The 26,508-nt window shown below is 66.6% G+C and carries 27 protein-coding genes; 12 read left to right on the top strand and 15 right to left on the bottom strand.

Annotated features, from left to right (window positions below):
- Window positions 1-60 precede the first annotated feature (60 nt).
- The 7 genes from FBY33_RS02090 to FBY33_RS02060 all read right to left on the bottom strand — a co-directional run bounded on the left by FBY33_RS02090 (window position 61) and on the right by FBY33_RS02060 (window position 6,528).
- Window positions 61-1,626 (bottom strand): carbohydrate-binding domain-containing protein, encoded by a 1,566-nt coding sequence (locus tag FBY33_RS02090; protein ID WP_142029080.1) that lies wholly within the window; start codon window positions 1,624-1,626, stop codon window positions 61-63.
- Between the two features lie 53 nt (window positions 1,627-1,679).
- Entirely contained in the window at window positions 1,680-2,468 is a 789-nt protein-coding gene (locus tag FBY33_RS02085) for a polyphosphate polymerase domain-containing protein (RefSeq protein ID WP_142029079.1), read from the bottom strand.
- Complete coding sequence (locus FBY33_RS02080; RefSeq protein ID WP_235010334.1) at window positions 2,465-3,124, bottom strand: DUF4956 domain-containing protein; 660 nt, start codon at window positions 3,122-3,124, stop codon at window positions 2,465-2,467. Before FBY33_RS02080 ends, FBY33_RS02085 begins: the two co-directional genes overlap by 4 nt.
- A gap of 76 nt (window positions 3,125-3,200) precedes the next feature.
- The gene (locus FBY33_RS02075; RefSeq protein ID WP_142029078.1) at window positions 3,201-4,289 is read right to left on the bottom strand and encodes a bifunctional glycosyltransferase family 2/GtrA family protein; all 1,089 of its coding nucleotides are present in this window, start codon (window positions 4,287-4,289) and stop codon (window positions 3,201-3,203) included.
- Between the two features lie 8 nt (window positions 4,290-4,297).
- Window positions 4,298-5,272 (bottom strand): phosphodiester glycosidase family protein, encoded by a 975-nt coding sequence (locus tag FBY33_RS02070; RefSeq protein WP_142029077.1) that lies wholly within the window; start codon window positions 5,270-5,272, stop codon window positions 4,298-4,300.
- 22 nt (window positions 5,273-5,294) lie between these two features.
- Window positions 5,295-5,708: a response regulator transcription factor gene (locus FBY33_RS02065; protein ID WP_142029076.1), complete on the bottom strand. Its 414-nt coding sequence runs from the start codon at window positions 5,706-5,708 to the stop codon at window positions 5,295-5,297.
- 76 nt (window positions 5,709-5,784) lie between these two features.
- On the bottom strand, window positions 5,785-6,528 hold the full coding sequence (locus tag FBY33_RS02060; RefSeq protein WP_142029075.1) for an ANTAR domain-containing response regulator: 744 nt from the start codon (window positions 6,526-6,528) through the stop codon (window positions 5,785-5,787).
- Between the two features lie 295 nt (window positions 6,529-6,823).
- On the opposite strand from FBY33_RS02060, the gene FBY33_RS02055 reads away from it, so the two are divergent.
- From FBY33_RS02055 to FBY33_RS02040, 4 genes are all read left to right on the top strand, one after another.
- The gene (locus tag FBY33_RS02055; protein ID WP_142029074.1) at window positions 6,824-7,417 is read left to right on the top strand and encodes an adenylate kinase; all 594 of its coding nucleotides are present in this window, start codon (window positions 6,824-6,826) and stop codon (window positions 7,415-7,417) included.
- 44 nt (window positions 7,418-7,461) lie between these two features.
- Window positions 7,462-8,340, top strand: a complete 879-nt coding sequence (locus FBY33_RS02050) for an NAD-dependent epimerase/dehydratase family protein (RefSeq protein WP_142029073.1) — start codon at window positions 7,462-7,464, stop codon at window positions 8,338-8,340.
- Between the two features lie 61 nt (window positions 8,341-8,401).
- A complete protein-coding gene (locus tag FBY33_RS02045) occupies window positions 8,402-10,303 on the top strand; it encodes a S8 family serine peptidase (protein WP_235010327.1) in 1,902 nt (633 codons plus the stop codon).
- Between the two features lie 96 nt (window positions 10,304-10,399).
- The gene (locus FBY33_RS02040; RefSeq protein WP_142029072.1) at window positions 10,400-11,197 is read left to right on the top strand and encodes a phosphatase PAP2 family protein; all 798 of its coding nucleotides are present in this window, start codon (window positions 10,400-10,402) and stop codon (window positions 11,195-11,197) included.
- Between the two features lie 21 nt (window positions 11,198-11,218).
- Here the strand turns inward: FBY33_RS02040 and FBY33_RS02035 are convergent, their stop codons facing one another.
- Complete coding sequence (locus FBY33_RS02035; protein ID WP_142029071.1) at window positions 11,219-11,536, bottom strand: MerR family transcriptional regulator; 318 nt, start codon at window positions 11,534-11,536, stop codon at window positions 11,219-11,221.
- Between the two features lie 143 nt (window positions 11,537-11,679).
- Between FBY33_RS02035 and FBY33_RS02030 the strand changes: the two genes are divergently transcribed.
- From FBY33_RS02030 to FBY33_RS02015, 4 genes are all read left to right on the top strand, one after another.
- On the top strand, window positions 11,680-12,105 hold the full coding sequence (locus FBY33_RS02030) for an Hsp20/alpha crystallin family protein (RefSeq protein WP_142032447.1): 426 nt from the start codon (window positions 11,680-11,682) through the stop codon (window positions 12,103-12,105).
- A 66-nt stretch (window positions 12,106-12,171) separates the two neighbouring features.
- The gene (locus FBY33_RS02025) at window positions 12,172-12,549 is read left to right on the top strand and encodes a J domain-containing protein (RefSeq protein WP_142029070.1); all 378 of its coding nucleotides are present in this window, start codon (window positions 12,172-12,174) and stop codon (window positions 12,547-12,549) included.
- Window positions 12,550-12,589: 40 nt separating this feature from the next.
- On the top strand, window positions 12,590-12,967 hold the full coding sequence (locus FBY33_RS02020) for a hypothetical protein (protein ID WP_142029069.1): 378 nt from the start codon (window positions 12,590-12,592) through the stop codon (window positions 12,965-12,967).
- A 93-nt stretch (window positions 12,968-13,060) separates the two neighbouring features.
- On the top strand, window positions 13,061-14,623 hold the full coding sequence (locus FBY33_RS02015) for a glycoside hydrolase family 1 protein (protein WP_142029068.1): 1,563 nt from the start codon (window positions 13,061-13,063) through the stop codon (window positions 14,621-14,623).
- 39 nt (window positions 14,624-14,662) lie between these two features.
- Here FBY33_RS02015 and FBY33_RS02010 read toward each other — a convergent pair whose 3' ends face one another.
- Both FBY33_RS02010 and FBY33_RS02005 read right to left on the bottom strand, forming a co-directional pair.
- A complete protein-coding gene (locus tag FBY33_RS02010; RefSeq protein WP_442858309.1) occupies window positions 14,663-15,775 on the bottom strand; it encodes an App1 family protein in 1,113 nt (370 codons plus the stop codon).
- Between the two features lie 32 nt (window positions 15,776-15,807).
- A complete protein-coding gene (locus FBY33_RS02005) occupies window positions 15,808-16,539 on the bottom strand; it encodes a DUF72 domain-containing protein (protein WP_142029066.1) in 732 nt (243 codons plus the stop codon).
- A gap of 44 nt (window positions 16,540-16,583) precedes the next feature.
- On the opposite strand from FBY33_RS02005, the gene FBY33_RS02000 reads away from it, so the two are divergent.
- From FBY33_RS02000 to FBY33_RS01990, 3 genes are all read left to right on the top strand, one after another.
- On the top strand, window positions 16,584-18,410 hold the full coding sequence (locus FBY33_RS02000) for a glycoside hydrolase family 15 protein (protein WP_268815882.1): 1,827 nt from the start codon (window positions 16,584-16,586) through the stop codon (window positions 18,408-18,410).
- Window positions 18,411-18,524: 114 nt separating this feature from the next.
- Window positions 18,525-18,815, top strand: a complete 291-nt coding sequence (locus FBY33_RS01995) for a hypothetical protein (RefSeq protein WP_142029064.1) — start codon at window positions 18,525-18,527, stop codon at window positions 18,813-18,815.
- On the top strand, window positions 18,815-19,528 hold the full coding sequence (locus FBY33_RS01990; protein WP_142029063.1) for an HAD family hydrolase: 714 nt from the start codon (window positions 18,815-18,817) through the stop codon (window positions 19,526-19,528). The genes FBY33_RS01995 and FBY33_RS01990 overlap by 1 nt, the downstream gene beginning before the upstream one ends.
- Before the next feature lie 19 nt (window positions 19,529-19,547).
- Here the strand turns inward: FBY33_RS01990 and FBY33_RS01985 are convergent, their stop codons facing one another.
- Entirely contained in the window at window positions 19,548-19,796 is a 249-nt protein-coding gene (locus FBY33_RS01985; protein WP_142029062.1) for a hypothetical protein, read from the bottom strand.
- Window positions 19,797-19,986: 190 nt separating this feature from the next.
- Here FBY33_RS01985 and FBY33_RS01980 point away from each other — a divergent pair, with 190 nt between their 5' ends.
- Window positions 19,987-21,168 carry a zinc-dependent alcohol dehydrogenase gene (locus FBY33_RS01980; RefSeq protein ID WP_142029061.1) on the top strand — a complete coding sequence of 394 codons (1,182 nt, stop codon included), beginning with the start codon at window positions 19,987-19,989 and terminating at the stop codon, window positions 21,166-21,168.
- A gap of 89 nt (window positions 21,169-21,257) precedes the next feature.
- Here the strand turns inward: FBY33_RS01980 and FBY33_RS01975 are convergent, their stop codons facing one another.
- Genes FBY33_RS01975 through FBY33_RS01960 form a run of 4 tightly spaced genes read right to left on the bottom strand, consistent with a single transcriptional unit; the run spans window position 21,258 to window position 26,449 of the window.
- On the bottom strand, window positions 21,258-22,070 hold the full coding sequence (locus FBY33_RS01975; protein ID WP_142029060.1) for a bifunctional allantoicase/(S)-ureidoglycine aminohydrolase: 813 nt from the start codon (window positions 22,068-22,070) through the stop codon (window positions 21,258-21,260).
- 16 nt (window positions 22,071-22,086) lie between these two features.
- The gene (locus FBY33_RS01970; RefSeq protein WP_142029059.1) at window positions 22,087-23,364 is read right to left on the bottom strand and encodes a DUF6986 family protein; all 1,278 of its coding nucleotides are present in this window, start codon (window positions 23,362-23,364) and stop codon (window positions 22,087-22,089) included.
- Between the two features lie 3 nt (window positions 23,365-23,367).
- A complete protein-coding gene (gene aceB, locus FBY33_RS01965; RefSeq protein ID WP_142029058.1) occupies window positions 23,368-24,966 on the bottom strand; it encodes a malate synthase A in 1,599 nt (532 codons plus the stop codon).
- Window positions 24,967-25,000: 34 nt separating this feature from the next.
- A complete protein-coding gene (locus FBY33_RS01960; RefSeq protein WP_142029057.1) occupies window positions 25,001-26,449 on the bottom strand; it encodes an NAD-dependent malic enzyme in 1,449 nt (482 codons plus the stop codon).
- Window positions 26,450-26,508 lie beyond the last annotated feature (59 nt).

Raw genomic sequence — 26,508 nt, 5'->3', positions numbered from 1 at the left:
CGATCGGCAAACGCGGATGGCGACGGCGGGTTCCCGCCGTCGCCATCTGTTTTTCCGGGACTACCAGCGCGGCCCGCCACCGCCGCCCGGGCCCTGGGACGCGGTGTACTGGCCGGCTGTCACCGTCCCCACCTGCTTGGCCCCGTCCAGGCTGCCAGTGCCGATCCCGGCGGCCGTGGTGGCCGTGCCGCCGGTGTAGACGGTGTACTGCTGGCCCTTGACGATGTCAGGTGAGGAGAACACCAGCGAGGCCGCGGCCTTGGTGGTGGTGAACGCCGCCACCACCTTGCCGGAGGAGTCAGCCACCTGGATGACGGTACCGGCCGGAACCGAAGAGCCCAGGGCTACCTGCAGGCCGGACTGGGTGGAAGAGTCGCTTGGCGTCACCACCATGCCGGAACTCCCGGCCGCTGCCACGGTACCGCCCGTCACCTTCAGCTCGCCGTTGACGTCCAGGGCGCCGTTGTTGTTGGCTGTGGGACCGTTGACCACCACGGTGCCGCCCGAGATGCCGGCACTGCCGTTGGAGTCCAGGCCGTCGCCCTGCGCATTGATGGTCAGGGTGCCGCCTGTGACGTCCACGCTGTAGTCGCCCACCTCCATACCGCCCCCGCCCATGCCGCCCCCGCCGGAGGTGGACGACCCGCCCGAGGCGTTCACGCCGTCGTCGTTGGACGTGACGGTGGTGGTGCCGCCGGACACCACGATGTGCTGTGCCTCCAGGCCCTCCTCGGACTTGGCCACGGTGGCGGTCCCGTCCGCAATGGTCAGCGTGTTGTAGGCCTTGATGCCGTCGTCCGTTGCCGAGACGTTCAGGGTGCCGCCGTTGAGCAGCACCCAGCCGCGGCCCTCGTCCTGGTCGTTGTCGGACTTGAAGCCGTCGTCCCCGGCAGTCACCGCGTAGGCCCCGTCCAGCAGGACCGCGTAGTCCTTGCCCACGATGCCGTCGTCCTTCGCCTTCACGGTGACGTCGCCGGATGCGAGGACCAGCCCGTCCTTCGATGAGATGCCGTCGTTGAAGTTGCCGTCCACAGTCAGGGATCCGCTGCCCGCGATGGTCAGGTCGGCCTTGGAGTAGAGGGCGGCGTTGGGCGCATCGGTGCCCTGGTCCGCGTAGTTGCTGGCGTCGCTCAGGGAGCTGGAGGTGCCGTCCGCCAGGTAGAGGATGGCCTCGTCGGCGCTCTCGACCACGAACGGCGAGCCGTCCGCGCTTGCGATGCTGGCGCCGTCCAGGATGATGCGGACCGTATCCTGATCGCCCGCGGCCACCACAATGCGGCCATTGGCCAGGGACCCGCTGAGGCGGTAGGTGCCGGCGGCGCTGATGGTGACCATGTCGCCGTCCACCTTCACGGCGTCCGACCCCGCGGCAACGCTGCTGGCGCCGTCCGCCAGGGTCACGGCCACCTCGCTGGCGGCATCCCAGGTGAGGTCGTCGGCGTCGTAGTGCGTGTCCTCCGCCACGGTATCCAGGGCGACGGCGGCAGTGGCGCCGGTTGCAGCGGTGGACGAGGTGCCGCCGACGGACGAAGTGCTGCCTGCGGTGGTGCCGGCGGCGGAGCAGCCGGCGAGGCCAAGCGAGAGTGCCAGGGCGGCGACGGACAGGTAGGAGCGGAGTTTCTTCATGGGGTGTCCTTTGATGGTGTGGGGGAAGGCAGGGGGCAGCCGGTGTGGGTTGGTCAGGCGGGCGGAACGGGACGCAGCGCCAGGCGGCGCAGGGTCTTGTTCCAGCGGTTGGCGGGAAGCCCGGGACGCAGGGCTGCCATCCCGGTGGCAAATTTGGAGATGCGGGAGGGCCTGACTCCGGCGGCCCAGAGGTGCCGGTCCAGCGGCCCGGCCGTGGAGCCCGACTTGGTTTCCAGAATGACGGCGCCGTGCAGGACCCAGGGCTGGTGCCCGGGACGCTGCCAGGTCACGTCGGTATCGATGGTGGCGCGGCTGCCCGACTCCGGCAGGTACAGCGTGGTCCGGTCGTACCGGGTCTCCAGCACCGGTTCCAGGGGAAGTGCCGGTACTTTAATCCCGGCCGCACTGAGGGTTTCCCGGATGTAGGCCAGGCCCTCGGGGGTAAGGCGGGCCCGGTCGCCAAGGCTGTACGGGATGCGCTCCTTGACCGTTGCCTCACGCGATCCCTCGGTTTTCACCTCAAGGAAACCCAGTGCGCTGTCCACATAGGTCCTGGTACGGACCTTGTAGCGTCGGCGCCGGCCGTGTGCAGCCAGCAGGTAACTGTCCAGGGCTGCGGTATCGAAGTAGACGGAGTCGTAGGCGAAGCTGCGGGAGCCGGCCATGTCCAGGACGCGCATCCCGGTGCGGACGGTTGCAAGCAGCCGGCCGGCCACCTCGAGCGGAACCACATACTTCCGGTCCACCCGCGTCTGCAGGGCCGCCTGGGCGTTGAGTTCCTCGAGGCTGACGGACGGAAGGAAGTCGAGATGGCCGACGGCGGTGTCCACCAGCGTGCTCATGCGGCACCTGCCTGGACGGGTGCTTGGACGGCTTCTTGGACGGCTTCTTGGACGGGTGTCTGGGCAGGGGAGGGGCCGGCGTAGGCGCGGCGGGGCATGGCAGGGACTGCGGTCGGGATGTAGGCGAACCGGACGTCCACGATGGTCTTGTCGTTCACCAGGTCCAGCTCGGAGATGGTGGCCGAGTGGACCTTCCCGTGGAGGACCTCTTCCAGCCGGGCGCGGAGTTCGCCGTCTTCGGAAATGGCGCGGTCCAGGATGACTGTCTGGTGCCGGTAGGCCGGCAGTACCCGCGGATGGTCGCCGATGAACATCACCAGCAGGATCAGCCCCATCAGGGATCCGGTCAGCCACAGCGGTTCGATTCCCAGTCCGGCGATGAGGCCCAGGGCCAGGGCGGAGAAGTAGTAGGCAACCTCGTGCTGGGCCAGTTCGGTGGAGCGCAGCCGGATGATGGACAGGACCCCAAAGAGCCCCAATCCGAGGCCAAGGCCTGCTGCGGAACCGGAAAGGGCCGTGGCCACGGCCAGGACGCCCACGTTCATGCCCAGGTAGGACACCACCAGGTCACGGCGGCGGTGCCTGCGCAGGTACAGGGCAAAGGTGAGGATACTGATGGCCGCGAGGTCCGCGGTGATGAAAAGAAGCTGGTTCATGTGAAGTTCTCCGGGTGGTAACGGTGGGCTGGTATAGACATTGCCCGGCCAAACTGTGCCGGGGCTGTGCCGGGCCCTAGGCGGAAATATGAGTCCGGGAGCGGGAACGGCCAGGCATCCCCGTGGCGGTCCCGCCGGTAAAAAGGAACCGCTGCTGCACGGCGAAGCTGACGGCAAGGAGCGCGGCCTCGGCCAGGACTTTCGCCGGAAGTGCCGGCACCCTGACGGCTTCAAGGGCCCAGACAAGCCCGAAGTTGGCGGACAGCAGTACGGCCACCAGGCCGAAGTAGCGGACGCCCGCTCTACCGGCGGAACTGTCCCTGCCGCGCTCAAACACCAGCCGCCGGTTAACCAGGAAGTTCACCGCGGAGCTCACGGCCCTGGCACCGATCACCGCCAGCAGCAGGGAGTCGATGGCCACGGTGAGCAGGATGAACACCACGGTGTCCACGAGAAAGGCCGTGAAGGAGGACGCGAGGAACTTCAGCAGCGGCGCATAAATCCTGGCCGAGTCCGCGAACGGCCGGAAATGCGAGCCGGAGTTGTGGTCCAAGTAAACCGTGGCGATGGTGATGGACTCAATGGAAAACCCGTTGTTCTGCGCCTCGAGCAACAGGTTCAACTCGTACTCGTAGCGGTCTCCACGGACAGAGCGGAGCCAGGGAAGCATGGCGGCGGGGTAGCCCCGGAGCCCGGTCTGGGTATCCGGGATGCGCTCGCCGGTGGCCAGGGCAAAGAGCAGCCGGGTGGCGGTGTTGCCCAGACGGCTCCGGGCCGGGACCTTCCCCGTGAAGCTCCTGGCGCCGAGCACCAGGGTGGACTGTCCCCATTCCAGGTCCCGGTTGGCCCGCAGCCGGTCTGCCAGGCGCAGGATGTCCGTCACGGTGTGCTGCCCGTCGCTGTCGGCGCACACCACGTCCCGGCCGGGCAGGTTGTCCACGATGAAGCCGAATCCGGCCCTGAGGGCAAAGCCCTTTCCCTGGTTGAGGGCGTAGCCGACGACGTGGCACCCAAGTGTCCTGACGTCGTCGAACACGTCCCGGAAGGCGGGCCCGCTGCCGTCATCCACCACCACGATCGGCACGTCCGGCCTGGTGCTGCGGATGGAACGGACCAGGGCGGGAAGCTGCCGGTCCGGCTCGAAGGCCGGGATCAGGATGACCATGGCTGTTCCTACTGCCCGATGTAGAGGATGTCGGAGGTGCCGCGTTCCTTGTCCTGGCCCAGCGGATTGTTCACCAGGGATCCGTTGAAGTACATGGTGGAGGAGCCTCCGCCGTCAATGTTGTAGGCGGTGGTGGCGCCCAGGCCCTGCATGATTTCGGCCAGCCCGGTCATGGTGACGCCCGCGCTGTAGCCGGGGCTCCGTCCGTCCACCACCACGAACACCAGGTGGTTCTGGTCGATGACGCCCACGGCGGTGCGGGGCTGTTCGCCCTGGATGGAGTGGTTGCCGAAGTTGGTGTCCACTTCCACGTCCTCGATGCCGGCCGTTGTCTGGCCGTTGTCCAGCAGGGAGGGGCCGAAGGAGAGGGTGTTCCACACACCGTCGGCCACCAGTTGGGCTGCGGTGGTGGCGGTTTCGTCGTAGACCTTCACGGTCCCGTCCCGGTAGAACGCCAGCCCCTGGCGCGCCCCGGCATCCCGGAACATTACGCCGTTGCGGATGACGATTCCGGTATCGCGGAAGCCGTAGTAGTCACCGTTGATGGCGAACACGGCATTGTTGTCCGCTGCGATGGCGGACGTGTTTTCGGTGATGTTTTCGCCAAAGCTGTTGTTGGCGAAGGCGGACTGCAAGGCAGTGGCGTCGGACAGGACGAAGTCGGCAGCGTAGTAGGTGACGGTGCTGTCACCACTGCCGGTGGTCACCTTGGAGATCGAGATGTTGGAAGAATCGGAGACGTAGCTGGTGTCTGTGGTGACCGCGCCGCCGGTGCCGCCGGCCGCGGCGGAGGTGTCCGCCGTCGTGCCTGCCTGGCTGGCCTGGTAGGCGGAGACGTCGGAGATCTCGACGTGCTGGACCACGTACCGGTCAACTGCCCAGGCGGCGGCCCCTCCGGCGGACAGCGTGAAGGCTACCGCTCCTGCCGTGACCGCCCGGCGGACGCGTCCGGGTTTTCGTGCTGATCGCTGCTGAGGTGTCATGCCTCATTTCTAGGAGGCGAACTTAGCAGCAGGATTTGCCCGTTATGTGTGGCTCCTGTGAAACCGGCGGTGTCGGCGCTGCCAGCTGTCCTGCGAGCTCCCTGAGCTCCCGCGGCCGGAAAGGCTTGGTGAGGTAGCCGCCGGCTCCCGATGCCATGCCCGCCAGCACGTCGTCGCCCTCGGAACGGGCCGTTAGGAACAGCAGGGGCGCGCTGCTGACCTCCCGGATGGCGCGGGCCACCACGTGCCCGTCCATGTCCGGCAGGCCAAGGTCCAGGGTCACCAGGGCAATGGCGGGATCGGCCGCGGCGGCGATGGCCTCAGCCCCCGTGCACACGGTCCGGACCTCAAAGCCCGCCTGTGACAGGACCACTTCGATCAGTCCACAGATATCGTCGTCATCTTCCACGACAAGGCAAACACGCTGCTGTTCCATCAAGCCCCCAGGCGAAAAGTTGGCATCAGTCTACCGGCGGAAACGCTTGCCGCGGACCGCCGCGTCCGTTATGGAACTAGCCGTCGTAATGCGTCCGTGCCGGTCCTTGTCCCAATGCGTTGACCACGGCAGCTGCCACGTCGTGCAGCTTGGTGTTGCGGGTGCTGGACGCCGTCCTCAGAATGCCAAAGGCGTCCTGCTGGCTGCACCGGTTCTGGGCCATGATGATGCCCACAGCCATGTCGATGACTGTGCGGGATTCAAGGGTGGCCCGAAGATTCGCGGCTGTTTCGCTGTAATGGGCAAACCGCACCGCAAGGCGGAGCGCCAGCGAGGTCTGGCTGACGAAATCCTCGGCGAACTTCAGGACCCGCCCTTCAAACCGGTGCGCGCGGCGGGAGTACAACAGCAGCGACGCCTTGGTCTCCCCCTCAAGGCGGAAAGGAACGGCGGCCACGGAGCGGACCCCTTGGGCAATTGCGGCCGTGGAGTAGTCCGGCCAGCGGCCGTCCGTGGCGAGGTCCGGGGCGTAGACAATCTCCTGGACGGTAGAAGCCGCCAGGCCCGGGGTATCGCTGAAGCTGTGTTCAAGCCGTCCGATCGACTTTGCCTCCTGGCTGCTGCTGGCCACCGTGGCGGCTTTGCGTTGCCGGAGAAGGGCGATGGCGCACAGCATTTCATCGCCGGGTTCGGAGAGGTTGCGAGCGGAGACTTGTGCCAGTTCATTAAGGAAGTCCTCAACGTCGGAGCTGTTGAGGACTAGTTCATGCAGGTGCTCGGTAATCGATGTATCAGTTTTTGCTGTTGACTCGCTGGCCACGGTTTTTTGGTGCCATTCGTTCAGGTCAAAACGAGCCGGCAACACGCGAACCCCCCGCAACTGCGTGGGGAGCCGGTGATGGTCGCTGGATCGACGAACTTTCCAACGGCCTGCTGCTAAACCGATAACCAGAAGTATATACATTCCCGGGCCGCCACAGCCCATATTCGCCGCCCTGGAACGGGATGAAGGCTGGCGCAGGGCCAGGCATGCCCGGCACAATGAAGCAGGCGCCGGTGCTGCTGCGGGCTGGCCCTTGGACCAATGGCTACCCGGCAGCGGAGGGACGTAGAACATGACCAGGCTGCTCATTATCGGCCCGCCCGGGTCAGGCAAGGGAACACAGGCCGAACACCTGGCGCGGCATTTCCAGGTCCCGGCGGTTTCCACGGGGGACATTTTCCGCAGCAACGTCACCCAACAGACCGAGCTGGGAAACCAGGCCGCCACGTACCTGGACGACGGCCATTTCGTCCCGGACCATCTCACCAACGCGCTGGTCAGGGACCGCCTCCTGGAGAGCGACGCGGTGCAAGGGTTCCTGCTGGACGGCTATCCGCGGACAGCGCACCAGGCAACGGAACTCGACCGCATGCTTGCCGCCCAGGGGCATGTGCTGGATGCCGTGATCGAACTCCAGGCACCCGACGCGGAACTGGAGCAGCGCATGCAACGCCGGGCCCTGGAGCAGGGGCGCGCGGATGACACCATTGACGTCTTCAGGCGCAGGCTGGACCTCTACCACCGGCAGACGCATGAAGTAGTCTCGGTGTACGCGGGCCGGGGCATTCTTGTGTCCGTCAACGGCAGCGGGGACCCGGGCGGGATAACGGCCCTGGCGATCGCCGCCGTCGAAAAGTTCCTTGCAGCCCCGCAGCCCCCGTCCTGACCGAAACACCGCACGGTGAAGCACTCGAGCAGAAGGAAACACTGATGAGAATTGCCGTTACAGGCGGAAGCGGAAAATTGGGGCGGCACGTGGTGCGCCGGCTGGCCGACGACGGCCACCAGGTCCTCACCCTGGACCGGGCGGGCGCCCGCAGCCCGGAACTGCTGGTGGTGGACCTGCGCAACTACGGCCAGGTAGTGGACGCGTTGCTGGGCGTCGATGACCGGCATGACGGGTTCGACGCCGTGGTGCACCTTGGTGCCATTCCCGCCCCGGGCATCCTTCCGGACGCAGCCACCTTCGAGAACAACATGCTCTCCACCTACAACGTCTTCCAGGCCGCACGGCGCGCCGGCATCAAGAAGGTGGTGTACGCCTCCAGCGAGACAGTGCTGGGCCTGCCGTTCGACATCGACCCGCCCTACATCCCGGTTGATGAGGAATACCCGCCGCGGCCGGAAAGCACCTACTCGCTGGTGAAGCGCCTCGAGGAGCAGATGGCCGTGGAAATGACGCGGTGGGATCCGGAGCTGAGCATCACGGGCCTGCGGTTCTCCAACGTCATGGATGAGGCGGACTACGCCAGATTCCCCTCCTTCGACGCCGACGCCACCCTGCGGAAATGGAACCTGTGGGGCTACATCGACGGCCGGGACGGCGCGCAGGCAGTAGTGCGGGCACTGGAGAACGCCAAGCCGGGATTCGAAGCCTTCATCATCGCCAATGCGGACACGGTCATGAGCCGGTCAAGCGCCAGCCTGGCCGCCGAGGTCTTCCCCGGTGTCAAGGTGACCAAGGAACTGGGTGAGCACGAAACGATGCTCTCCATCGACAAGGCGCGGCGCCTGCTCGGTTTCGAGCCCGAGCACAGCTGGCGGAACCACGTGGGGGCCGCCGCCAGCGCCGGAGAAAACCAGGAATAGATACCGGTCCGCAGGAACCGCCAAGGGTTGGCGAAGGATCATCCAAGGAGCCGGAAGCCGCGTGCTTCCGGCTCCTATCCTTTTGGTACAGCCACCCCTTTCCCGCCATCTGAAGGACCCCAAAATTCGTACCAGTTTCCTCGCGCTGCCTGCCCTCACGGCGCTGCTCTCCGCCGTCGCCCTTTCCGCGGCGTCCCTGCCGGCCGCTGCTGCTCCCGCCCCCGTTTCCCCGGCCCCCGCCGGCAACGCAACCGGCCGGTACCTCGTCCAGTACCCCGCCACTGCTGACGTCGCAGCAGAGGTTGCCGGACTGCGCGGCCAGGGCCTCGCCGTCGGCCGTACCTTTGAGCACGCAATCCGCGGGGCCGTCATCACCGGCAGCCCTGCCCAGGCGGCGGCACTGGCCAGGTCCGGAAAGGTCCTGTCCGTGGAGGCCGACGCCCCGGTCAAGGTCTCCGGAACCGAGCAGCCCGCCCCCTGGGGCCTGGACCGCGCCGACCAACGGGCCCTTCCACTCTCCGGTTCCTACTCCTGGACCGCGGCCGGCGCCGGCGTGACCGCGTACGTGGTGGACACCGGCATCCTGGCATCGCACACCGACTTCGGCGGCCGGGTGGCAGCAGGCTGGACCGCCGTTGCGGACGGCAACGGGACCACCGACTGCAACGGCCACGGCACCCACGTGGCCGGAACCGTGGCCGGCACCACGTACGGCGTGGCCAAGAGCGCCACCCTGGTACCGGTCAGGGTGCTCGATTGCGCCGGGTCCGGCTACAACTCGGACGTGGTGGCAGGCCTGGACTGGATCGCCGCGAACCATGCCGCCGGCGCGCCCGCCGTGGCCAACCTCAGCCTGGGCGGGGCAGCCAGCAGCACGGTGGACGCCGCCATCCAGGCCGTCCTCAACGACGGCGTCACCACCGTGGTCGCCGCCGGGAACTCCGCCGTGGACGCCTGCACCGCTTCACCCGCCCGCGTCCCGGGGGCCATCACCGTGGCAGCCAGCGACTCCGCCGACAAGCAGGCATCCTTCTCCAACTTCGGGTCCTGCGTGGACCTCTATGCTCCCGGCGTGGGCATCACCTCCGCCTACTACACCTCAACTACCGCCACGGCATCCATGTCCGGGACCTCCATGGCCGCCCCGCACACCGCCGGAGCAGCCGCCGTCGTGCTGTCGCAGAACCCCGCCCTGGCGCCTGCCGACGTTGCTGCAGCCCTGGTGTCCAATGCCACTCCCGGAGTGATCGCCGGGGCTTCCACGGGGACCCCTAACCGCCTGCTGTACACCGGTGCAGCGGCGCCTGCGCCTGCCCCGGCCCCTGTGCCCACTGTCACCTCCGTTTCGCCGGCACCCAAGGCCACGGCAGTCACCTCCGGTGCGAACGTAGCAGCCAACTTCAGCACTGCGGTGCAGGGCGTGTCCGCGGGGACTTTCGTGCTCAGGAATGCGGCCGGCAGCAGCATCGCGGCCACTGTCGCCTACAACGCCACCACCATGACCGCCACCCTTGACCCGGCAGCAAACCTTGCCCCGGACGCGAGCTACACGGCCACCCTGACCGGCGGAACCTCGGCCATCCGTGATGCCGCAGGCACCCCCCTGGCCTCCACCAGCTGGACGTTCACAACCGGCCCGGCGCCCACCGTCACCGGCTACTCGCCGGGCAGCAACGCCCTCCTGGTCCGCAGGAGCAGCAACATCAGCGCAACCTTCAGCGAGGCAGTCCAGGGCGTGGGCACCACCACGTTCACCCTGAAAAACTCCGCAACCGGCGCCCTGGTGGCGGCATCGGCCTACCGCAACGGCACCACCAACCAGTGGATCCTGGACCCCCAGGTGCCCCTGGCCGCCAAGACCCGGTACACCGTGACCCTGGCCGGCGGGACCGCCGGGATCCGGGACCTGGCCGGAAACCCGCTGGCCGGCCGGAGCTGGCAGTTCACCACCGGCTCGTTTTGACCGCGTGATGGAGTGAGCGGCCCAACCCCGGGATAATCTTCACCCTAGGCATTCATCACGGCACGCATCTTCCGCGGCGTAGGGACGGGCAGCACATTGGCACAGAAATCAGCAGGTTCCGCAGTCTCTGAACGAAGGGCGGGCAGGTGGCACGCCTTCCACGAGAAGTTCGTGGTGGAGGAACGCTACCTGGACCCTGCCGACCGGCGCGGTCTTTACCGGGCCTCCATCATCCTGGCCGTCGTGGGGGTGGCACTCTTCATTGCCACGCTGATCAGTGTGGTGCAGGCCGACGGCCTGTCCGCTGCGGACGTTCCCGTGCATGACTGGCTCCTGACAACGCGTTCAGGCGCCGTTACTGCCATCATGATCTTCCTGGCGGTGTTCTTCGGCCCCATCGCACTGCCCATCATCGTGCTGGTGGTGATCCTTGTCTGGGGATTCGCGGCGAAGCACGCCTGGCGCCCTATCCTCCTCGCGTCCGCCATGCTGACCGGCGTGATCATCTCGCAGATCATCCTCCACATCGTCCAGCGCTCCCGGCCACCTGTGGACCAGATGCTGTTCGGCGCGGACCAGACGTTCTCGTTCCCGTCCGGGCACGTCCTGGGAGCCTGCGACTTCCTGCTGGTAGGGACCTACCTCATCTTCTCCAGGCGCCGGAACCCGCGCACAGCAGTGTTTGGATTCATCGGGGCCGGAATCGGAATCATCCTCGCTGTGGTCAGCCGGCTGTACCTCGGCTATCACTGGACCACGGATGCGCTGGCGTCGTTCTCGCTGTCGCTGCTGATCCTCGGCGGCGTCATCGCGCTGGACACGTGGCGGACTGCCAGAATCCCCGGGGAGCCAATCACCGGAGAGCTGTCAAGGGCCGAGTCGCCGCACGAATAAAGTCCAGCAGGGATACTGCTTTCACTGAGGCCGCGACTTGGCCCGCCGCAGCGCCCGGTGCAGTTTGACGTTGGCCGCCTCAAGCTCCAGGACCTTGGCAACGCCTGCCAGGTTCAACCCCTCCTGCAGGAGCTCGCCGATCCGCAGCAGCACGGCTATGTCGTCGTCACTGTACTGCCGCGTGCCGCCCGCTGTCCGTGACGGCGTCAGCAGGCCCTTGGTTTCGTAAAGCCTGATGTTCTGCTGCCCGGTTCCCGTTAGCTCCGCTGCCACCGAGATGGCATACAGGGCCCGCGAACCGGGGGAGCGGCCAGCCCGTCCTGCAACAGGATCTGCCATTGTCTCTCCCAAAAAAATCGCGCCGCCGGTGCCTTGCTTCAGTTTCGCACGAGTGCTATAAAAAATCTATATCCACCACCATAGATTAAGCGGGCGGTGGGTAGCCGCAGATCCAACACCTGGAAGCTAAGGAGTGGGAAATGATGTTGATGCGCACGGACCCGTTCCGTGAACTGGACCGGCTCACGCAGCAGGTCTTTGGCACCGCCGCCCGCCCGGCTGCCATGCCCATGGACGCCTGGCAGGAAGGCGGCGAATTCGTGGTGGCGTTCGACCTTCCCGGTGTGAAGGTGGACTCCCTGGACCTGAACGTTGAACGGAACGTCCTTACCGTCAGGGCCGAGCGCCAGGACCCCACGCAGCCCAACGTGGAGCTGGTGGCCTCAGAGCGTCCCCGTGGCGTGTTCAGCCGCCAGCTGATCCTGGGTGACACCCTGGACACCGAGAAGATCAAGGCCAGCTATGACCAGGGCGTCCTGACCCTCCGGATCCCGGTTGCCGAACAGGCCAAGCCGCGCAAGATCGAGATCCAGACGCAGCAGGGCGAAAAGCAGCAGATCAAGAGCTAGGACCATGCTTTCGCGCCAGCGCCCCTGCCCCATACGCAGGGGCGCCCGGCGGAACAGGAGGCAGGGATGACTGAAGTTCCCGACTACTACGCCATCCTGGGCGTAGGCAGGGATGCCGGCCGGCAGGAAATCTCCCGTGCGTACCGAACCCTTATGCGCAGCCACCATCCGGACCTGGACGGCGGGCGTTCGTACGCGGACACCGAATCAATGGGGGACACGCCTGCGACGACGGGCAGTTCCGGGCACGGGGACGAACTCCTCCGGATCATGCAGGCATTCAACGTGCTGCGTGACCCAGTGCGCCGCGCCGACTATGACAGGAAGCTGGCGGCAGCGGCGCCCACCATCATTCCGGTCCGGAAAGTCCGCAGGAGTGGCCGACCGTCCGGACCAACCATCCGCGTCACCCCGGTGCGGTGGGAAAGCGGGCCCTGGTCCTGAGCCGGGGCAGGGCCATTCAGCCAAGGAGGCGTAAAACTGCATGAACGACTGGCGGCGCTATGACTCGCACCTGATTCCTGCATTCTTTGAGCGCTTTGAGCAGCGCTGGGGTGAGGGAACAGCACCCTTCCTGGACCCGGAAGCGCACGAACAGCCTCTGCCCCGCGCGCAGTGGATCAACCCCGCCACGGGCGCTGCGCTGGCGGTGGTCCCGGTCTGGACCGCGGACGAGACACAGCAGCGCTCCTTCGGCGTGTTCTACCTCCCGCCGGCCGGGGACATCTGGGTCCTGCGGCCCGGCTACACCGGGTACCTGGAACCGTCCGACGGCGATACGGAACACCTGGTGACCCTGCGCAATGATGCCTTCCGCAAGGCAGTGGCGCACGCCAAGGAGTTCCTTTTTGGTACCCAGTAATGGCCGGCAGGGGCAGGGGTCTGCTCGTCAGCAGACCCCTGCTGTGCCATCCTGAGACGTACCCTGACTCCCGTGACATAAAGGCTGGACCCAATGCACATCATCGCCAAGGACCTCGCAGCGCTCATCCCCCCGGGGTTCACCCTTGGCGTCGCAACTGCAGCATTCCAGATCGAAGGGGCGCTGGACGAGGATGGCCGGGGACCCGCGGGCTGGGACCGGTTCGCCGCCAGGGCAGGCGCCATCGTGGAGGACCACAGCCCGGTGGTGGCCACGGACCACTACCACCGGATGCCGCAGGACGTGGCGCTCCTGAAGCAGCTTGGCGTTGACTCCTACCGGTTCTCCTTCTCCTGGCCGCGCATCCAGCCGGGCGGTACAGGTCCGGCCAACCGCGCAGGCCTGGGGTTCTACGACCGGCTCCTGGATGAGCTCCTGGCCAACGGCATCTCGCCGATGGCCACCATCTACCACTGGGACACGCCCCTGGAGCTCGATGAAGCGGGCGGCTGGATGAACCGGGATACGGCCTACCGGCTGGGGGACTATGCCGCGCTCGTGGCCGAGGCTTTCGGTGACCGGGTGGCCCGCTGGGTGACCATCAACGAGCCGGCAACCGTCAGCGCCAACGGCTACGCATTTGGCCTGCACTCGCCCGGCAAGGAGCTGGCCCTCGGCGCCTTCCCCACCGTCCACCACCAACTGCTGGGGCATGGGCTTGCCGTCCAGGCCCTGCGCGCGGCGAAAGTGCCGGGCGAGATCGGCATGACCAATGTGTACTCGCCCATGGTGCCGAACTCGATCAATCCGTTGGACAGGATCAGTGCCGGGCTCATGGATCTGGGCCAGAACCGGCTCTACGCGGACCCCGTCCTCACGGGCAAGTACCCCGACCTGATCCGGGCCGCCAAGTTCTTCAGCTCCTTCGAACACCCCGAAGAGGACATGGCGGTCATCTCCCAGCCCCTGGACTTCTACGGGCTCAACTACTACATGCCCACCAAGGTGGCGGCGGGACCCGGCGGCGGTACCGTGCCGACAAGCATGGCGGAGGCCATGGGCAGCGACCTCAGCGCAACGGGCAGCGGCGCAACGCCGTTCCACGTCGAAACCTGGCCGGAAGCGGACATCACCGCCTACGGCTGGCCGGTAAAGCCCGAGTACATGGCGGTGGCCTTGAAGGAGATGGCGGAGCGCTACCCCAACCTGCCTCCCGTGATCATCACCGAAGGCGGAGCGAGCTTCGAGGACATTATCGTCCGCGACAAGTCCACCAACACCCGGTTCATCCCGGACGAGCGCCGGCTGAAGTACATTTCCGACCATCTTGAAACCGCCCTGCGCGCCACTGCCCCCGGCGGCGTGGCCGAGTCCCTGGACCTGCGCGGCTACTACGTGTGGTCCTTCCTGGACAACTTCGAATGGTCCGCCGGCTACAACCAGCCGTTCGGCCTCCTCCACGTGGATTTCGAAACGCTGGAGCGCACGCCCAAGGCCTCCTATTTCTGGTTCCAGGAGCTCATCGAGGAACGCGACCTGGCTGCCGCGGCCGGCGCGGCCATCGCGCAGGCAGCGGTGCCGGATCTCCTGGAAAGCGATCTACTGGAAGGTGAATTGCCCGACGACGGCGCACCCCTGGGTGCCGGCGCCAAGTAACGCACAGCGCAGGAACAGCCCAGCGGTCGTGAGGGCTGGTCAGCCCTTGAGCAGGTCCAGCATGGTGAGTTGCTTTGCGATGCCGGCGCCATCGGGTGAGTAGATCCACGGCACCCGGGAGGTGGTGTGGTCGCCGTCCTCGGAGTGGCCGCCGGCGAACACGGACTCGCTGACGGACAGCTGGCGGATGGCGATGGCAGCAACCTTGTCCGGGTTTTCGGTGGCAAAGGCCGAGTAGATGGCCTCGTCATGCTGGCCGTTGTCGCCGATCAGGAGCCATCGCATGTCCGGGAATTCCTGGGCCAGCCGCTCCAGGTTGCGGTGCTTGTGGTCCTGGCCGCTGCGGAACCAGCGGTCCTGGGTGAGCCCCCAGTCCGTCAGCAGCAGCGCACCCTTGGGGTACATGTTGCGGGTTAGGAACCGTGCCAGGGTGGGGGCGGCGTTCCAGGGGCCGGTGGACAGGTAGATGACCGGTGCTTCCGGGTGCTCGATGGTCAGCCGGTCAAGCAGCACGGCCATTCCCGGCGTGGCCATGCGCGCGCGTTCGCTGAGCACGAAGGTGTTCCACAAGGCCAGGAAGGGCCGGGGCAGGGCCGTGACCATGACGGTGTCGTCGATGTCGGAGACGATGCCGAACTCCACGCCCGGGGCGATCACCTGGATCAGTGCCTCGGCCGGATCGGTTCCCTCAGCCCGCAGCACCGCGGTGTGCCAGCCGGGGGACAGCTGGACGTCCACCTCGGTGTCGATCAGTCCACCCCGGTCCGCCGTGACGTGGGTGACCACATCGCCGATGGTGATTTCGACGTCGGAGAACTGCAACGGCACGCCGGTGAATGCCCGCCACCCGCGGACGTTCTGGTTGCCGTTCCTGGCCTCGTGCTCGGCTTTGCTTCCGGGCAGCGGCTTCTGCGTCAGCAGTACCCTGCCCAGTACGCGCACCCGGGTGGTGGAGCCGTAGCCCTGGTAGGCGATGGTCTGCGGCACGAACTTCCACCGCTTGGCGATCTGGATCCGGACGTCGTTGACTGCGTCCGACAATCGGTGTGCCATCCGGAAGAACTGGCTTCCGGAAAGGGCGGTGTGTCCCTTCGTGTTCCGCCCGGATAGGCGTGCCGTGTCCTGGGCTGGGTTCTGCGGGGCCGTGTCCATGCAACCACTCTGCCACAGGGCGGCGTCAGGCATCAGCCGTTGCCAAGGATCCCGCGCAGGGTCCGGGCGTTCCGCACGGCGTTCCCGCCGCCGTCGTTGTTGAAGTACGCGTAGACGTCGATGCCCGCGGCGTCCCACTCACGGATCCGATCGGCCCACCAGTGGAGGTCGGCGTCGGCGTAGGAGCCCCCGTACAGGTGCTCCTGGTCCGGTCCATGCAGCCGGACGTACGCAAAGGGGGCGGTGGTCCGCAGGATGCAGGGCAGGTTGGCGCCGCTCATGATGCAGTAGGCAGCCTGGTGCCGCTCCAGGAGGGCAAACACCTCAGGGCAGTCCCAGCTGGGGTGCCTGAACTCCACAGCTACCCGGATCCAGGGGGGAAGGGCAGCGAGGAAGTAGTCCAGCCGCGTGTCGTCCCGCTCCAGTTGGGGCGGCAGCTGGACCAGGAGCACGGCACGCTTGTCCCCGAGCTCATGCCAGCAGCGGGCGATGCGCTCGACCCAGACTTCCGGTGAATACAGCTTGCGCGCATGCGTGAGTCCCCGCGGAGCTTTGACTGACATGCTGAACCCGGGCGGCAGGCGCCTGTTCCAGCCGGCGAAGGTGGTGTCCCTGGGCCACCGGTAAAAGCTGGCGTTCAGTTCCACCGTGCTGAATTCGGCGACATAGCACTGGAGCCGGTCCCGGACGGGGAGCCCGGGCGGGTACAGGACGTTCTCCCAGTGGTCGTAGCTCCAGCCGGAGGTGCCGATGTGGATTGCCATCTGCCTCAGGCTACACCTGGGCATCCCCTTCCCTTCGGAGCTCTCTGTGGCAGGGTAATGTCATGGCGCGAATCGAAGATTATGCGGTAGTCGGGGACCTTCAAACCGGAGCATTGGTCAGCAAGGAAGGCTCAATCGACTGGCTCTGCCTCCCGCGGTTCGATTCCCCTGCCTGCTTCAATTCGCTGCTGGACACGCCGGACTCCGGTCGCTGGCTGCTGGCGCCCCAAAGCGGAGGTGCGTGCACGCGCCGGAACTACCGGGACGGCAGCCTGATCCTGGACACCGAGTGGGAGACGCCGGACGGAACCGTGCGCGTCACCGACTTCATGCCGCCGCGCGATTCCGTGGCTGACATCGTCCGGATTGTGGAGGGCATCAGCGGCAGCGTCAAAATGCACGGTGAGCTGGTCATGAGGTTCGACTACGGGCACATCATCCCTTGGGTGCGCAAGGACAAGCGCGGGCTGCACGCGATCGCCGGTCCCGACGCCGTCTACCTGGTCACTCCGGCACCCCTGCATGGCGAGAACATGCACACGGTCAGCGACTTCACCATCAACGCCGGCGAAAAAGTGCCGTTCGTGCTGACCTGGGCGCCCAGCCATGTGGGACGCCCGGTATCCGTGGATGCGGAAGCAGTCCTTGACAGCACTTTTGCCTTCTGGCGCGGATGGTCCTCGCAATGCACCGTGAAAGGTAAGTACCAGGAGGCCGTGGTCCGCTCCCTGATAACGCTGAAGGCCCTGACCTATGGCCCAACCGGGGGCATCGTGGCCGCCGTCACAACGTCACTGCCGGAACAGCCGGGCGGCCAGCGCAACTGGGACTACCGCTACTGCTGGCTGCGGGATGCCACCATGACCCTGCAGGCGCTGCTGGCTGCCGGCTACACCGCGGAGGCCGCTGCCTGGCGGGACTGGCTGCTCCGGGCCGTGGCCGGTGATCCCGCAGACCTGCAGATCATGTACGGGATCCATGGCGAACGGCGGCTGCCGGAAATGGAATTGCCGTGGCTGAAAGGCTACGAGAACTCGGTACCGGTCCGGATCGGGAATGCGGCGGCCGAGCAGTTCCAGCTGGACGTGTGGGGTGAGGTCCTTGACTGCCTGGCGCTGACGCGGAACTCACTGCTGAAGCACACGGATGAAGCGTGGGACGTGCAGATTGCGCTGATGGAACATCTCGAAACCATCTGGGACCAGCCGGACAATGGCCTCTGGGAAATGCGAGGACCGCGCCGGCATTTCACGCACTCCAAGGTCATGGCATGGGTGGCGGCGGACCGGATGGTGAAGGGCGTGCGCGAGTCCGGCCTGCCGGGCCCCGTCGAGCGCTGGGAGTCGCTGCGGGACCAGATCCGCCGGGACATCATGGCCAACGGATTCGATGCGGAGCGCAACACGTTTGTCCAGTCCTACGGCCGTCCCGAGCTGGACGCCAGCCTGCTGCTGATCCCCAGGGTGGGTTTCCTGCCGCCCGATGATCCCAAGGTGGTGGGGACCATCGAGGCAATCCAGCGTGAGCTGACCCAGGACGGCTTTGTGCTGCGGTACCGGCCGGAGCAGAGCGACGACGGCCTGCCGGGCGACGAGGGCGTCTTCCTGGCCTGCTCGTTCTGGCTGGTGGAGGCGCTGTTGGGTGCGGGCCGCCCCGAGGAATCCCGCGAACTCTTCGAGCGGCTGCTGGACCTGCGCAACGACGTGGGGCTGTTGAGCGAGGAATGGGCGGTGAAAGCGAAGCGGCAGCTGGGCAATACCCCGCAGGCCTTCAGCCATTTTGCCCTTGTGACTAGCGCCCTGGAGCTGCATCAGGATACGGTTCGGCGCAGTGACACCCCCATTCCGCCGGAAGGGGCGGATTCGCGCTGAGGCGGCGCGGACCGGGGCTGTAACTTCTCCTTCGCAGGATAGATAAGTATACTTACTAACACCTCATGGAGTGCTCCCAAGCACAGCGCCGTGATTGATGGAGGAGTGATAGTTATGGCCGGATATTTTGAACTCGTTGACGCCCCTGATGGTGGATACCGGATCAGGATGATGGACGGAAGCGGGAACCTGATGGCCATTTCGGTGACCTTCCCCACCAAGAGGGCCGCTGTGGCAGGCGTTGCCATGGCCCGGGAAATCGCCGGCACTGGCCTCATCCGGGACAAGAGCCTGGACGGGGCTGGATCCGTGATCCGTGACCGCGTCCGCCCCGTCAACTCTGCCAAGGAGGAGGCGGCCCGGCGGAAGAAGGCGCCGGACGTACGACGGGCAGCGGTGGGCTGATGCCGGACTCCACGACTCCCCCTGGCGGCACGCGCCGGGGGGTCCTCTTTGACGTAGACGGGACGCTGATCGACTCGTCCTATATCCACACCATCGCCTGGTGGGGTGCGTTCCGCCAATACGGCCATGATGTGCCCATGGCAGCCATCCACCAGCTCGTCGGCATGGGTGGTGCCCGGCTGGTGGACAACCTCCTGCCGCCGGGCCGGGACCGTGACGAGGACGAGGACATCATGGCCAGCCATGGCGCCCTGTATGCCTCGCACTGGCCCTCGCTCCGCGCCCTTGACGGGGCCAAGGAACTGTTGGGCCAGTGCCATGCCGGCGGCCTGGCAGTGGCGCTGGCGTCCTCGGCGCGGGAGCGGGACCTGCAGGTGATGCGCTCCGTGCTGGACGCCGACTCCTTCATCGATGCCGCCACCAGCGCGAACGACGCCAAGGAAAGCAAGCCTGCGCCGGACATCCTGGAGGCGGCCCTGGCTGCGGCGGGCGTTGATGCCGCAGATGCCGTCTATGTCGGCGACGCGGTGTGGGACATGAAGGCGGCAGCAGCGCTGGGAATCCCGTCCATCGGCGTGACCTGCGGGGGAATCCAGGCCGGGCAGCTGCGCGAGGCCGGCGCAGTGGAGGTCTACGACGGGCCGCGGCAACTGCTGGAAAACCTGGGCTCCAGTGCCATCGGCCGGCTGCTCGCCCTCCGGCCCAACCCTTGACGGCCCCGGCGCCCGCCGCTCACAGCGGCTGGCCGCCGGGCACCGATTCCTCGTCGCCTGCAATGGCCGGTTTTACCCACGACACCACAACCCTGACTGAGCCGTCGTCGTTCCGCTCGATGTCCGTGGCCACCTCGGATGCGGGTGCGCCCATTTCCGCGATCCGCGTGCGGTAGCTGTTGACCAATTCCACCAAGCTGTCCTCCGTCCATTCACCCGGGCGCATGCGGGTGGAGATTTCGATCGGTTCCGGCTGGTACAGCGACATGGCGTTCCTCTTTCACGTGGTCTTCTTCCCTGCCCTTCCTACGCTAGAAGCAGTCGACGGCGGCCACAAGGTTTTCATCAGCATGCTTACTTTTTTCGCGTAAAACCGATAGCGTCGAAGAAAGGGCGCCTGCGGGCGTCCTGGCCGCCCTCTGAAGAACCCGGGGGCAAGACAGAGCGAAAGGGAGACTGTGAAAGCACTGACGTGGCAGGGAAAACGGTCGGTAAGCGTGGAGGAAGTACCCGATCCCGTGATCCAGGAACCGACCGATGCAATCATCCGGATCACCTCCACCGCCATCTGCGGCTCCGACCTCCACCTCTATGAGGTCCTGGGGCCCTACATGCACAAGGGCGACGTCATCGGACATGAACCAATGGGAATTGTGGAGGAAGTGGGAAGCGGCGTCACCAACCTCCGCAAGGGTGACCGCGTGGTGATCCCGTTCAACATCGCCTGCGGTTCCTGCTACATGTGCAGGCAGGGCCTGCAGTCCCAGTGTGAAACCACCCAGGTGCGGGAGAAAGGGTCCGGCGCGGCCCTGTTTGGCTACTCCGAGCTGTACGGGTCCGTTCCCGGCGGCCAGGCCGAATTCCTGCGGGTTCCGCACGCCGACTACGGTGCCGTCAAGGTGGGATCGGAGCTTCCGGACGAACGCTACCTCTTCCTCTCGGACATCCTGCCCACCGCCTGGCAGGCGGTGGAGTACGCCAACGTGCCGCCCGGTGGAACGCTCGGGGTCTTCGGCCTGGGACCGGTGGGCCAGTTCGCCAGTCGGATCGGTGTACAGCGGGGATTCCGCGTAGTGGGTGTGGATCCCGTTCCCGAACGGCGGGAGATGGCGGCCCGCCACGGGGTGGAGACCTTCGACTACAGCAAGGACATCGCGGACGAACTGCGCGGGATGACGGACGGAAGGGGACCGGACGCGGTGGTTGACGCCGTCGGAATGGAAGCCCACGGTTCTCCGCTGGCTGGCTTCGCCCACCAGGCGCTGGGACTCCTGCCGGACAAGCTCGCCCAGAAAGCGATGGAGACCGGCGGTGTTGACCGGCTGGCCGCGCTCCATACCTCCATCGACGCCGTGCGGCGCGGCGGGACGGTCTCCTTGAGCGGTGTGTACGGCGGAACGGCCAGCCCGCTGCCGTTGCTGACCATGTTCGACAAGCAGCTGCAACTGCGCATGGGCCAGTGCAACGTGCGCAACTGGACGGATACGCTGCTGCCACTCGTGGAGGACGAGGCCGACCCGCTGGGCGTCATGGACCTGGTCACCCACCGCTCCGGCCTGGACGGCGCCCCGGCCCTGTACGAGAAGTTCCAGAAGAAACAGGACGGCTGCATCAAGGTGGTCCTCAACCCGGGCGCGTAGCCCTGCATAACCCAGGTAAGTAGCAGCAGGTGTCGTTATGGGCCTCCATAACGACACCTGCTGCTACTCAGTTGGGCGGGGGAGTTGGGTTAGGTGAGGCGCACCTGGCGGTTCATGTCCTTGTACAGCAGGTAGCGGAACTCGCCCGGACCGCCGGCGTAGCAGGCCTGCGGGCAGAAGGCGCGCAGCCACATGAAGTCGCCGGCCTCCACCTCCACCCAGTCGTTGTTCAGCAGGTACATGGCCTTGCCCTCCAGGACGTACAGGCCGTGTTCCATCACGTGGGTTTCCGGGAACGGAATGACGCCGCCCGGCTGGAAGGTCACGATGTTCACCTGCATGTCGTGGGCCAGGTCGTTGGAGTCCGTGAAGCGGGTGGTCTTCCAGACGTCGTTGGTGTCCGGCATGGACGTGGGCTCCACGTCCTTTTCGTTGGTGACGAAGGACTTGGCCTCGAAGCCCTCGAGCCGTTCGTAGGCCTTCCGGATCCAGTGGAAGGACACGACGTCGTCCGAGACATTCTCCAGGCCCCACTCCGAACCGGCGGCCAGGTAGGCGTAGCCGCCTTCCTCCATCTGGTGCAGTTCGCCGTCGAGGGTGAGGTTGACCTTGCCGCGGGTCACGAAAATGACGCCTTCCACCCCGGCCTCGAACTCGGCCTTGGGGGCGCCGCCGCCCGGGGCGATCTCCACGATCAGCTGCGAGAAGGTGGTGGCGAAGCCCGAGATGGGACGGGCGATGATCCAGGAGCGCGTGTTCGAAAAGCCCGGGAGGTTGGACGTGACGATGTCCGTCATGACGCCCTTCGGGATCACCGTGTACGCCTCGGTGACAATGGCCCGCTCGGTGGTCAGGTGCGTCTGCGGCGGCAGTCCGCCGGTGGGGGAGTAGTACTTGCCCATGAAGAGGGATCCTTAGCTAGGAGTTGGAAGTGGTGGCGAGCCGCGGGTGCGCCAGCCCGGTGAGCTGCGGAATTCCGACGCCGGCAAGCGCCAGGACTTCTTCGGCGCCTACTGCGCCGCACTGGACGCCGCGCAGGACGAAGGCGGCCAGGGCGCGGGCCGTGGCGGGTTCGTCCATAACGCCGCCTTCGGTCTGTTCCACGTAGTTGCGCAGGCGGGCCGCGGCGGCCGGGAGGCCCTGCCGGTAGAAGGCGTAGGTTGCGGCGAAGCGGCTGGGCAGCTGGGCCGGATGCAGGTCCCAACCCTGGTAGAAGCCGCGCTCCAGGGAACGGCGGACCAGCCGGCCGTGCAGCTGCCAGGCGTTCTCCACGTTGTCGCCCACGGGGATGATGTTGGTGGACCCGTCCGAGAGCCGGATACCGGTGCCGGCGACGGCCAGCTGCATGACTTCCTTGGCGAAGTCGGCCACCGGGTGCTCCATGGACTGGTATTCGGCTGCGATCTGCAGCGACGCCGAGTAGTCGTACGTGCCGTAGTGCAGGCCGCTGATCCGGCCCGGGACGGCGTGCGGCAGCTGTGCCACCGGCGAGGTTCCTTCCGGACCGAGGATCAGCTGCGGCGTTTCCACCTGCACCTCGAAGCGGAGCCTGCCCGCCGGGAGTGAGTGCACTTCCTCCAGTCGCGACACAGCGTAGTCCATGGCCTGGACCTGGGCCACGGTGGTCACCTTGGGCAGGGTCAGGACCAGGCCTCCGGGCAGTTCGCCCACCGCGGCCAGGCCCGAAACGAACAGGTCCAGGGTGCGCAGACCGCGGGCGCGGGTAGGAGCTTCAAAGCACTTGAACCGGATCCCAATAAACGGGGGCGCAGTGCCCGCCGCGACTGCGCCGGCCACAGCGGAAGCCGCAGCAACGGCGGCGGCATCCTCGGCGTCGTCGCCCCTGTCCCCGAACCCGTCTTCAAAGTCCAGGCGCAGGTCTTCGATTGGCTCGCCGGCCAGCTTGGCTTGCACGCGTGGGGCAACGGCCTCCGCCAGCGCCGCGTCCTGGCCCAGCAGCGTACCGAGGCGTTCCAGCCCGCCGTGCGCGGCCGCCATCGCCATCGCCTGCCCGCCCCAGTCGGCAGCGAACGACGCCGTGAACCGGTCCGCGGGCACGTACACCGTGTGGACGGGCTGGCGTGAGCCGTCGTCGCCCGGGTAGTTCTGCTCCAGCAGCCGGTCCGTGGCGGCCAGCTGCCCGTCGATGGCCGCCAGGTCTCCGGCGGTCAGTGACGTTTTGGGTGATGCTGCCATGCCTCAGCCCACCAGTTCGTAGGCCGGGGTGGTGAGGAAGTCGGTGTAGTCCTCGGACAGGCAGATGTCCGCGATCAGTTCGCTGGCCGGCTGGTAGTAGCGGCGGAAGGCTTCGTCACCGAACTCGGTGCGGAGCCGCTCGGTCTCCTCGGCCAGGATCCGCTCCACCAGTTCCTTGGTCACGGTGTTGCCGGTGTCCGCGAGCACGGACTTGTTGCGGATCTGCTGCCACACCTGGGAGCGGGAGATTTCCGCGGTGGCGGCGTCCTCCATCAGGTTGTGGATGGCTACCGCACCGTTTCCGGAGAGCCAGACGGCCGTGTAGGCAACTGCCACGTAGAGGTTCAGGCGCAGGCCGGCCTCGGTGACCTGGCCGTCGGCGGAGGAGACATCGAGCAGCTGTTCTGCCGTGACGTTGACCTCGGGGCGCTGCTTGTCCACCTGGTTGGGCTTGTCTCCGAGCACCGAGTCAAAGACCTCGCGGCAGGTGGGCACCAGGTCCGGGTGTGCCACCCAGGACCCGTCGAAGCCGTCGTTCGCCTCGCGGGTCTTGTCCGCACGCACCTTTTCGAAGGCGGCTTCGGTGACTTCGGGGTGGCGGCGGTTGGGGATGACGGCAGCCATGCCGCCCATGGCGAAGGCGCCGCGCTTGTGGCAGGTCTTGACCAGGAGCTCGGTGTAGGCGCGCATGAAGGGCGCGGTCATCACCACGGAGGCGCGGTCCGGCAGGACGAATTCCTCGCCGGCATCGCGGAAGTACTTGATGATGCTGAACAGGTAGTCCCAGCGGCCGGCGTTCAGGCCCGAGGCGTGGTCCCGCAGTTCGTACAGGATCTCGTCCATCTCGAATGCGGCCGGAATGGTCTCGATCAGCACCGTGGCGCGGATGGTGCCCTGGTTCAGTCCCAGGAAGTCCTGGGCGAAGACGAACACGTCGTTCCACAGCCGGGCTTCGAGGTGGCTCTCCATCTTGGGCAGGTAGTAGTACGGGCCCTGCCCGTTGAGGACCAGCTGCTTGGCGATGTGGAAGAAGTGCAGGCCGAAGTCCACCAGCGCACCTACCGCGGGTTCGCCGTTGACCAGCAGGTGCTTCTCCTGCATGTGCCAGCCGCGGGGGCGGGCCACCACGACGGCGAGCGGCGCGTCGGTGCGGAGCCGGTACTCCTTGCCTTCGTCCGAGGTGTAGCTGAGGGTGCCCTGGGCGGCGTCGCGGAGGTTCAGGATGGCGTCGATGACGTTGGCCCAGGTGGGGGTGCTGGCGTCTTCGAGGTCCGCCAGCCATACCTTGGCGCCGGAGTTCAGGGCGTTGATGGCCATCTTCGCCGGTGAGGCAGGCCCGGTCATCTCCACCCGTCGGTCCTGCAAAGCCGCCGGTGCGGGCGCAACTTTCCAGTCGCCGTCGCGCACGTCCTGCGTCTCCGGCAGGAAGTCCAGCTTGCCGGTCTCGGCCACGCGCTGCCGCTTGGCGGCGCGGGCCGCCAGCAGGTCGTTGCGGGTGCCGGCGAACCGGGTGTGGAGCTCTTCGATGAAGGCCAGTGCCTTGGGCGTGAGGATCTCCTCTGCGCGGGCGATGGGCCGGGGATCTGTGACGGTGATGGCCATTTCTGGTCCTTTCCTTTGGCTGGAAGTCGGGCGGTCAGGCGGAGGCCAGTGCTGCTGCTGGTTCCGTGGCGGAATCGGCCGGTTCAGCCGTTGCAACGCGGGCGGACCGGGCGGCCGCGGCCACCGCTGCGGCAACGTCGGCAGCCACATGGGGATCGAAGACGCTGGGGATAATGTAGCTGGCATTGAGCTCATCGTCAGCCACGCGGTTGGCAATGGCGTCCGCGGCGGCCACCAGCATGTCCGGCGTGATGTCCGAGGCGCCGGCGTCCAGCAGGCCGCGGAAGAAGCCCGGGAATGCCAGCACGTTGTTGATCTGGTTGGGGAAGTCGCTGCGGCCGGTGGCCACAACGGCGGCGTGCCTGGACGCGATGACGGGGTCGATTTCCGGGGTGGGGTTGGCCATGGCAAAGACGATGGCGTTCTCCGCCATGGAGGCCACCTGTTCTTCGCCGATCACGTGCGGGGCGCTGACGCCAATGAAGACGTCGGCACCCTTGAGCGCGTCGTGCAGGGTTCCGGAGAAGCCCTCTTCGTTGGTGTTCGCGGCAATCCAGCTGCGGTGCTCGTCGTCGTAGGTCTCGCCCGAGTGGATGGCGCCGGAGCGGCCGGCGGCGATGATGTGCTGCGCTCCCTGGGCCTTGAGGAGCTGGATGATGGCGGACCCGGCAGCGCCGACGCCGGAGACCACGATTTTGACGTCCTCGAGTTTCTTGTCCACCACGCGCAGGGCGTTGACCAGGGCGGCGAGGGTGACGATGGCGGTGCCGTGCTGGTCGTCGTGGAACACCGGGATGTCCAGCTCGTCGCGCAGCCGGTTCTCGATCTCGAAGCAGCGCGGCGCGGCGATGTCCTCCAGGTTGATGCCCCCGTAGACGGGCGCCATGGCCTTGGCGATCATGATGATTTCCTCGGTGTCCTGGGTGTCCAGGCAGACCGGCCAGGCGTCCACGTTGGCGAACTGCTTGAACAAGGCAGCCTTGCCTTCCATCACGGGGAGGGCGGCGGCGGGGCCGATGTTGCCCAGCCCCAGGACGGCCGAACCGTCGGTGAGAACAGCAATGGTGTTGCGCTTGACCGTGAGGTTGCGGGCTGCCGCGGGATCCTCGGCAATGGCCAGGCAGACTCGGGCGACGCCGGGAGTGTAGGCGCGGGAGAGGTCGTCCCGGTTGCGCAGGGCTACTTTGGGGACAACCTCGAGTTTGCCGCCGAGGTGCATCAGGAAGGTGCGGTCCGAGACGTGCTGGACCGTGACGCCGTCGAGTGCGTCCAGGGCGTCCTTGACGCGGGTGGCGTGGGCGTCGTCGGTGGTGTTGCAGGTGACGTCAACAACCAGGGTCTCGTGGTGGGATTCGGTCACGTCCAGGGCGGTGATCGCGGCGCCGGCGGCTCCCACGGCTGCGGCCAGCTCGCTGGTGGCGCTGAAGCTTGACGGTGCTTCCACGCGCAGGGTGATCGAATTTCCGGGGCTCGGGTTCGCCATTGAATGTCCTCCTGTTAGGGCCTTGGCCTGTTGCTGCTTCAAACTGAATGTTTTCGTAT

This window comes from Arthrobacter sp. SLBN-112 (assembly GCF_006715225.1).
Lineage (GTDB): Bacteria > Actinomycetota > Actinomycetes > Actinomycetales > Micrococcaceae > Arthrobacter.
The sequence above is the reverse complement of the archived record's forward strand: the minus strand, read 5'-3'. Positions and strand labels throughout refer to the sequence as shown.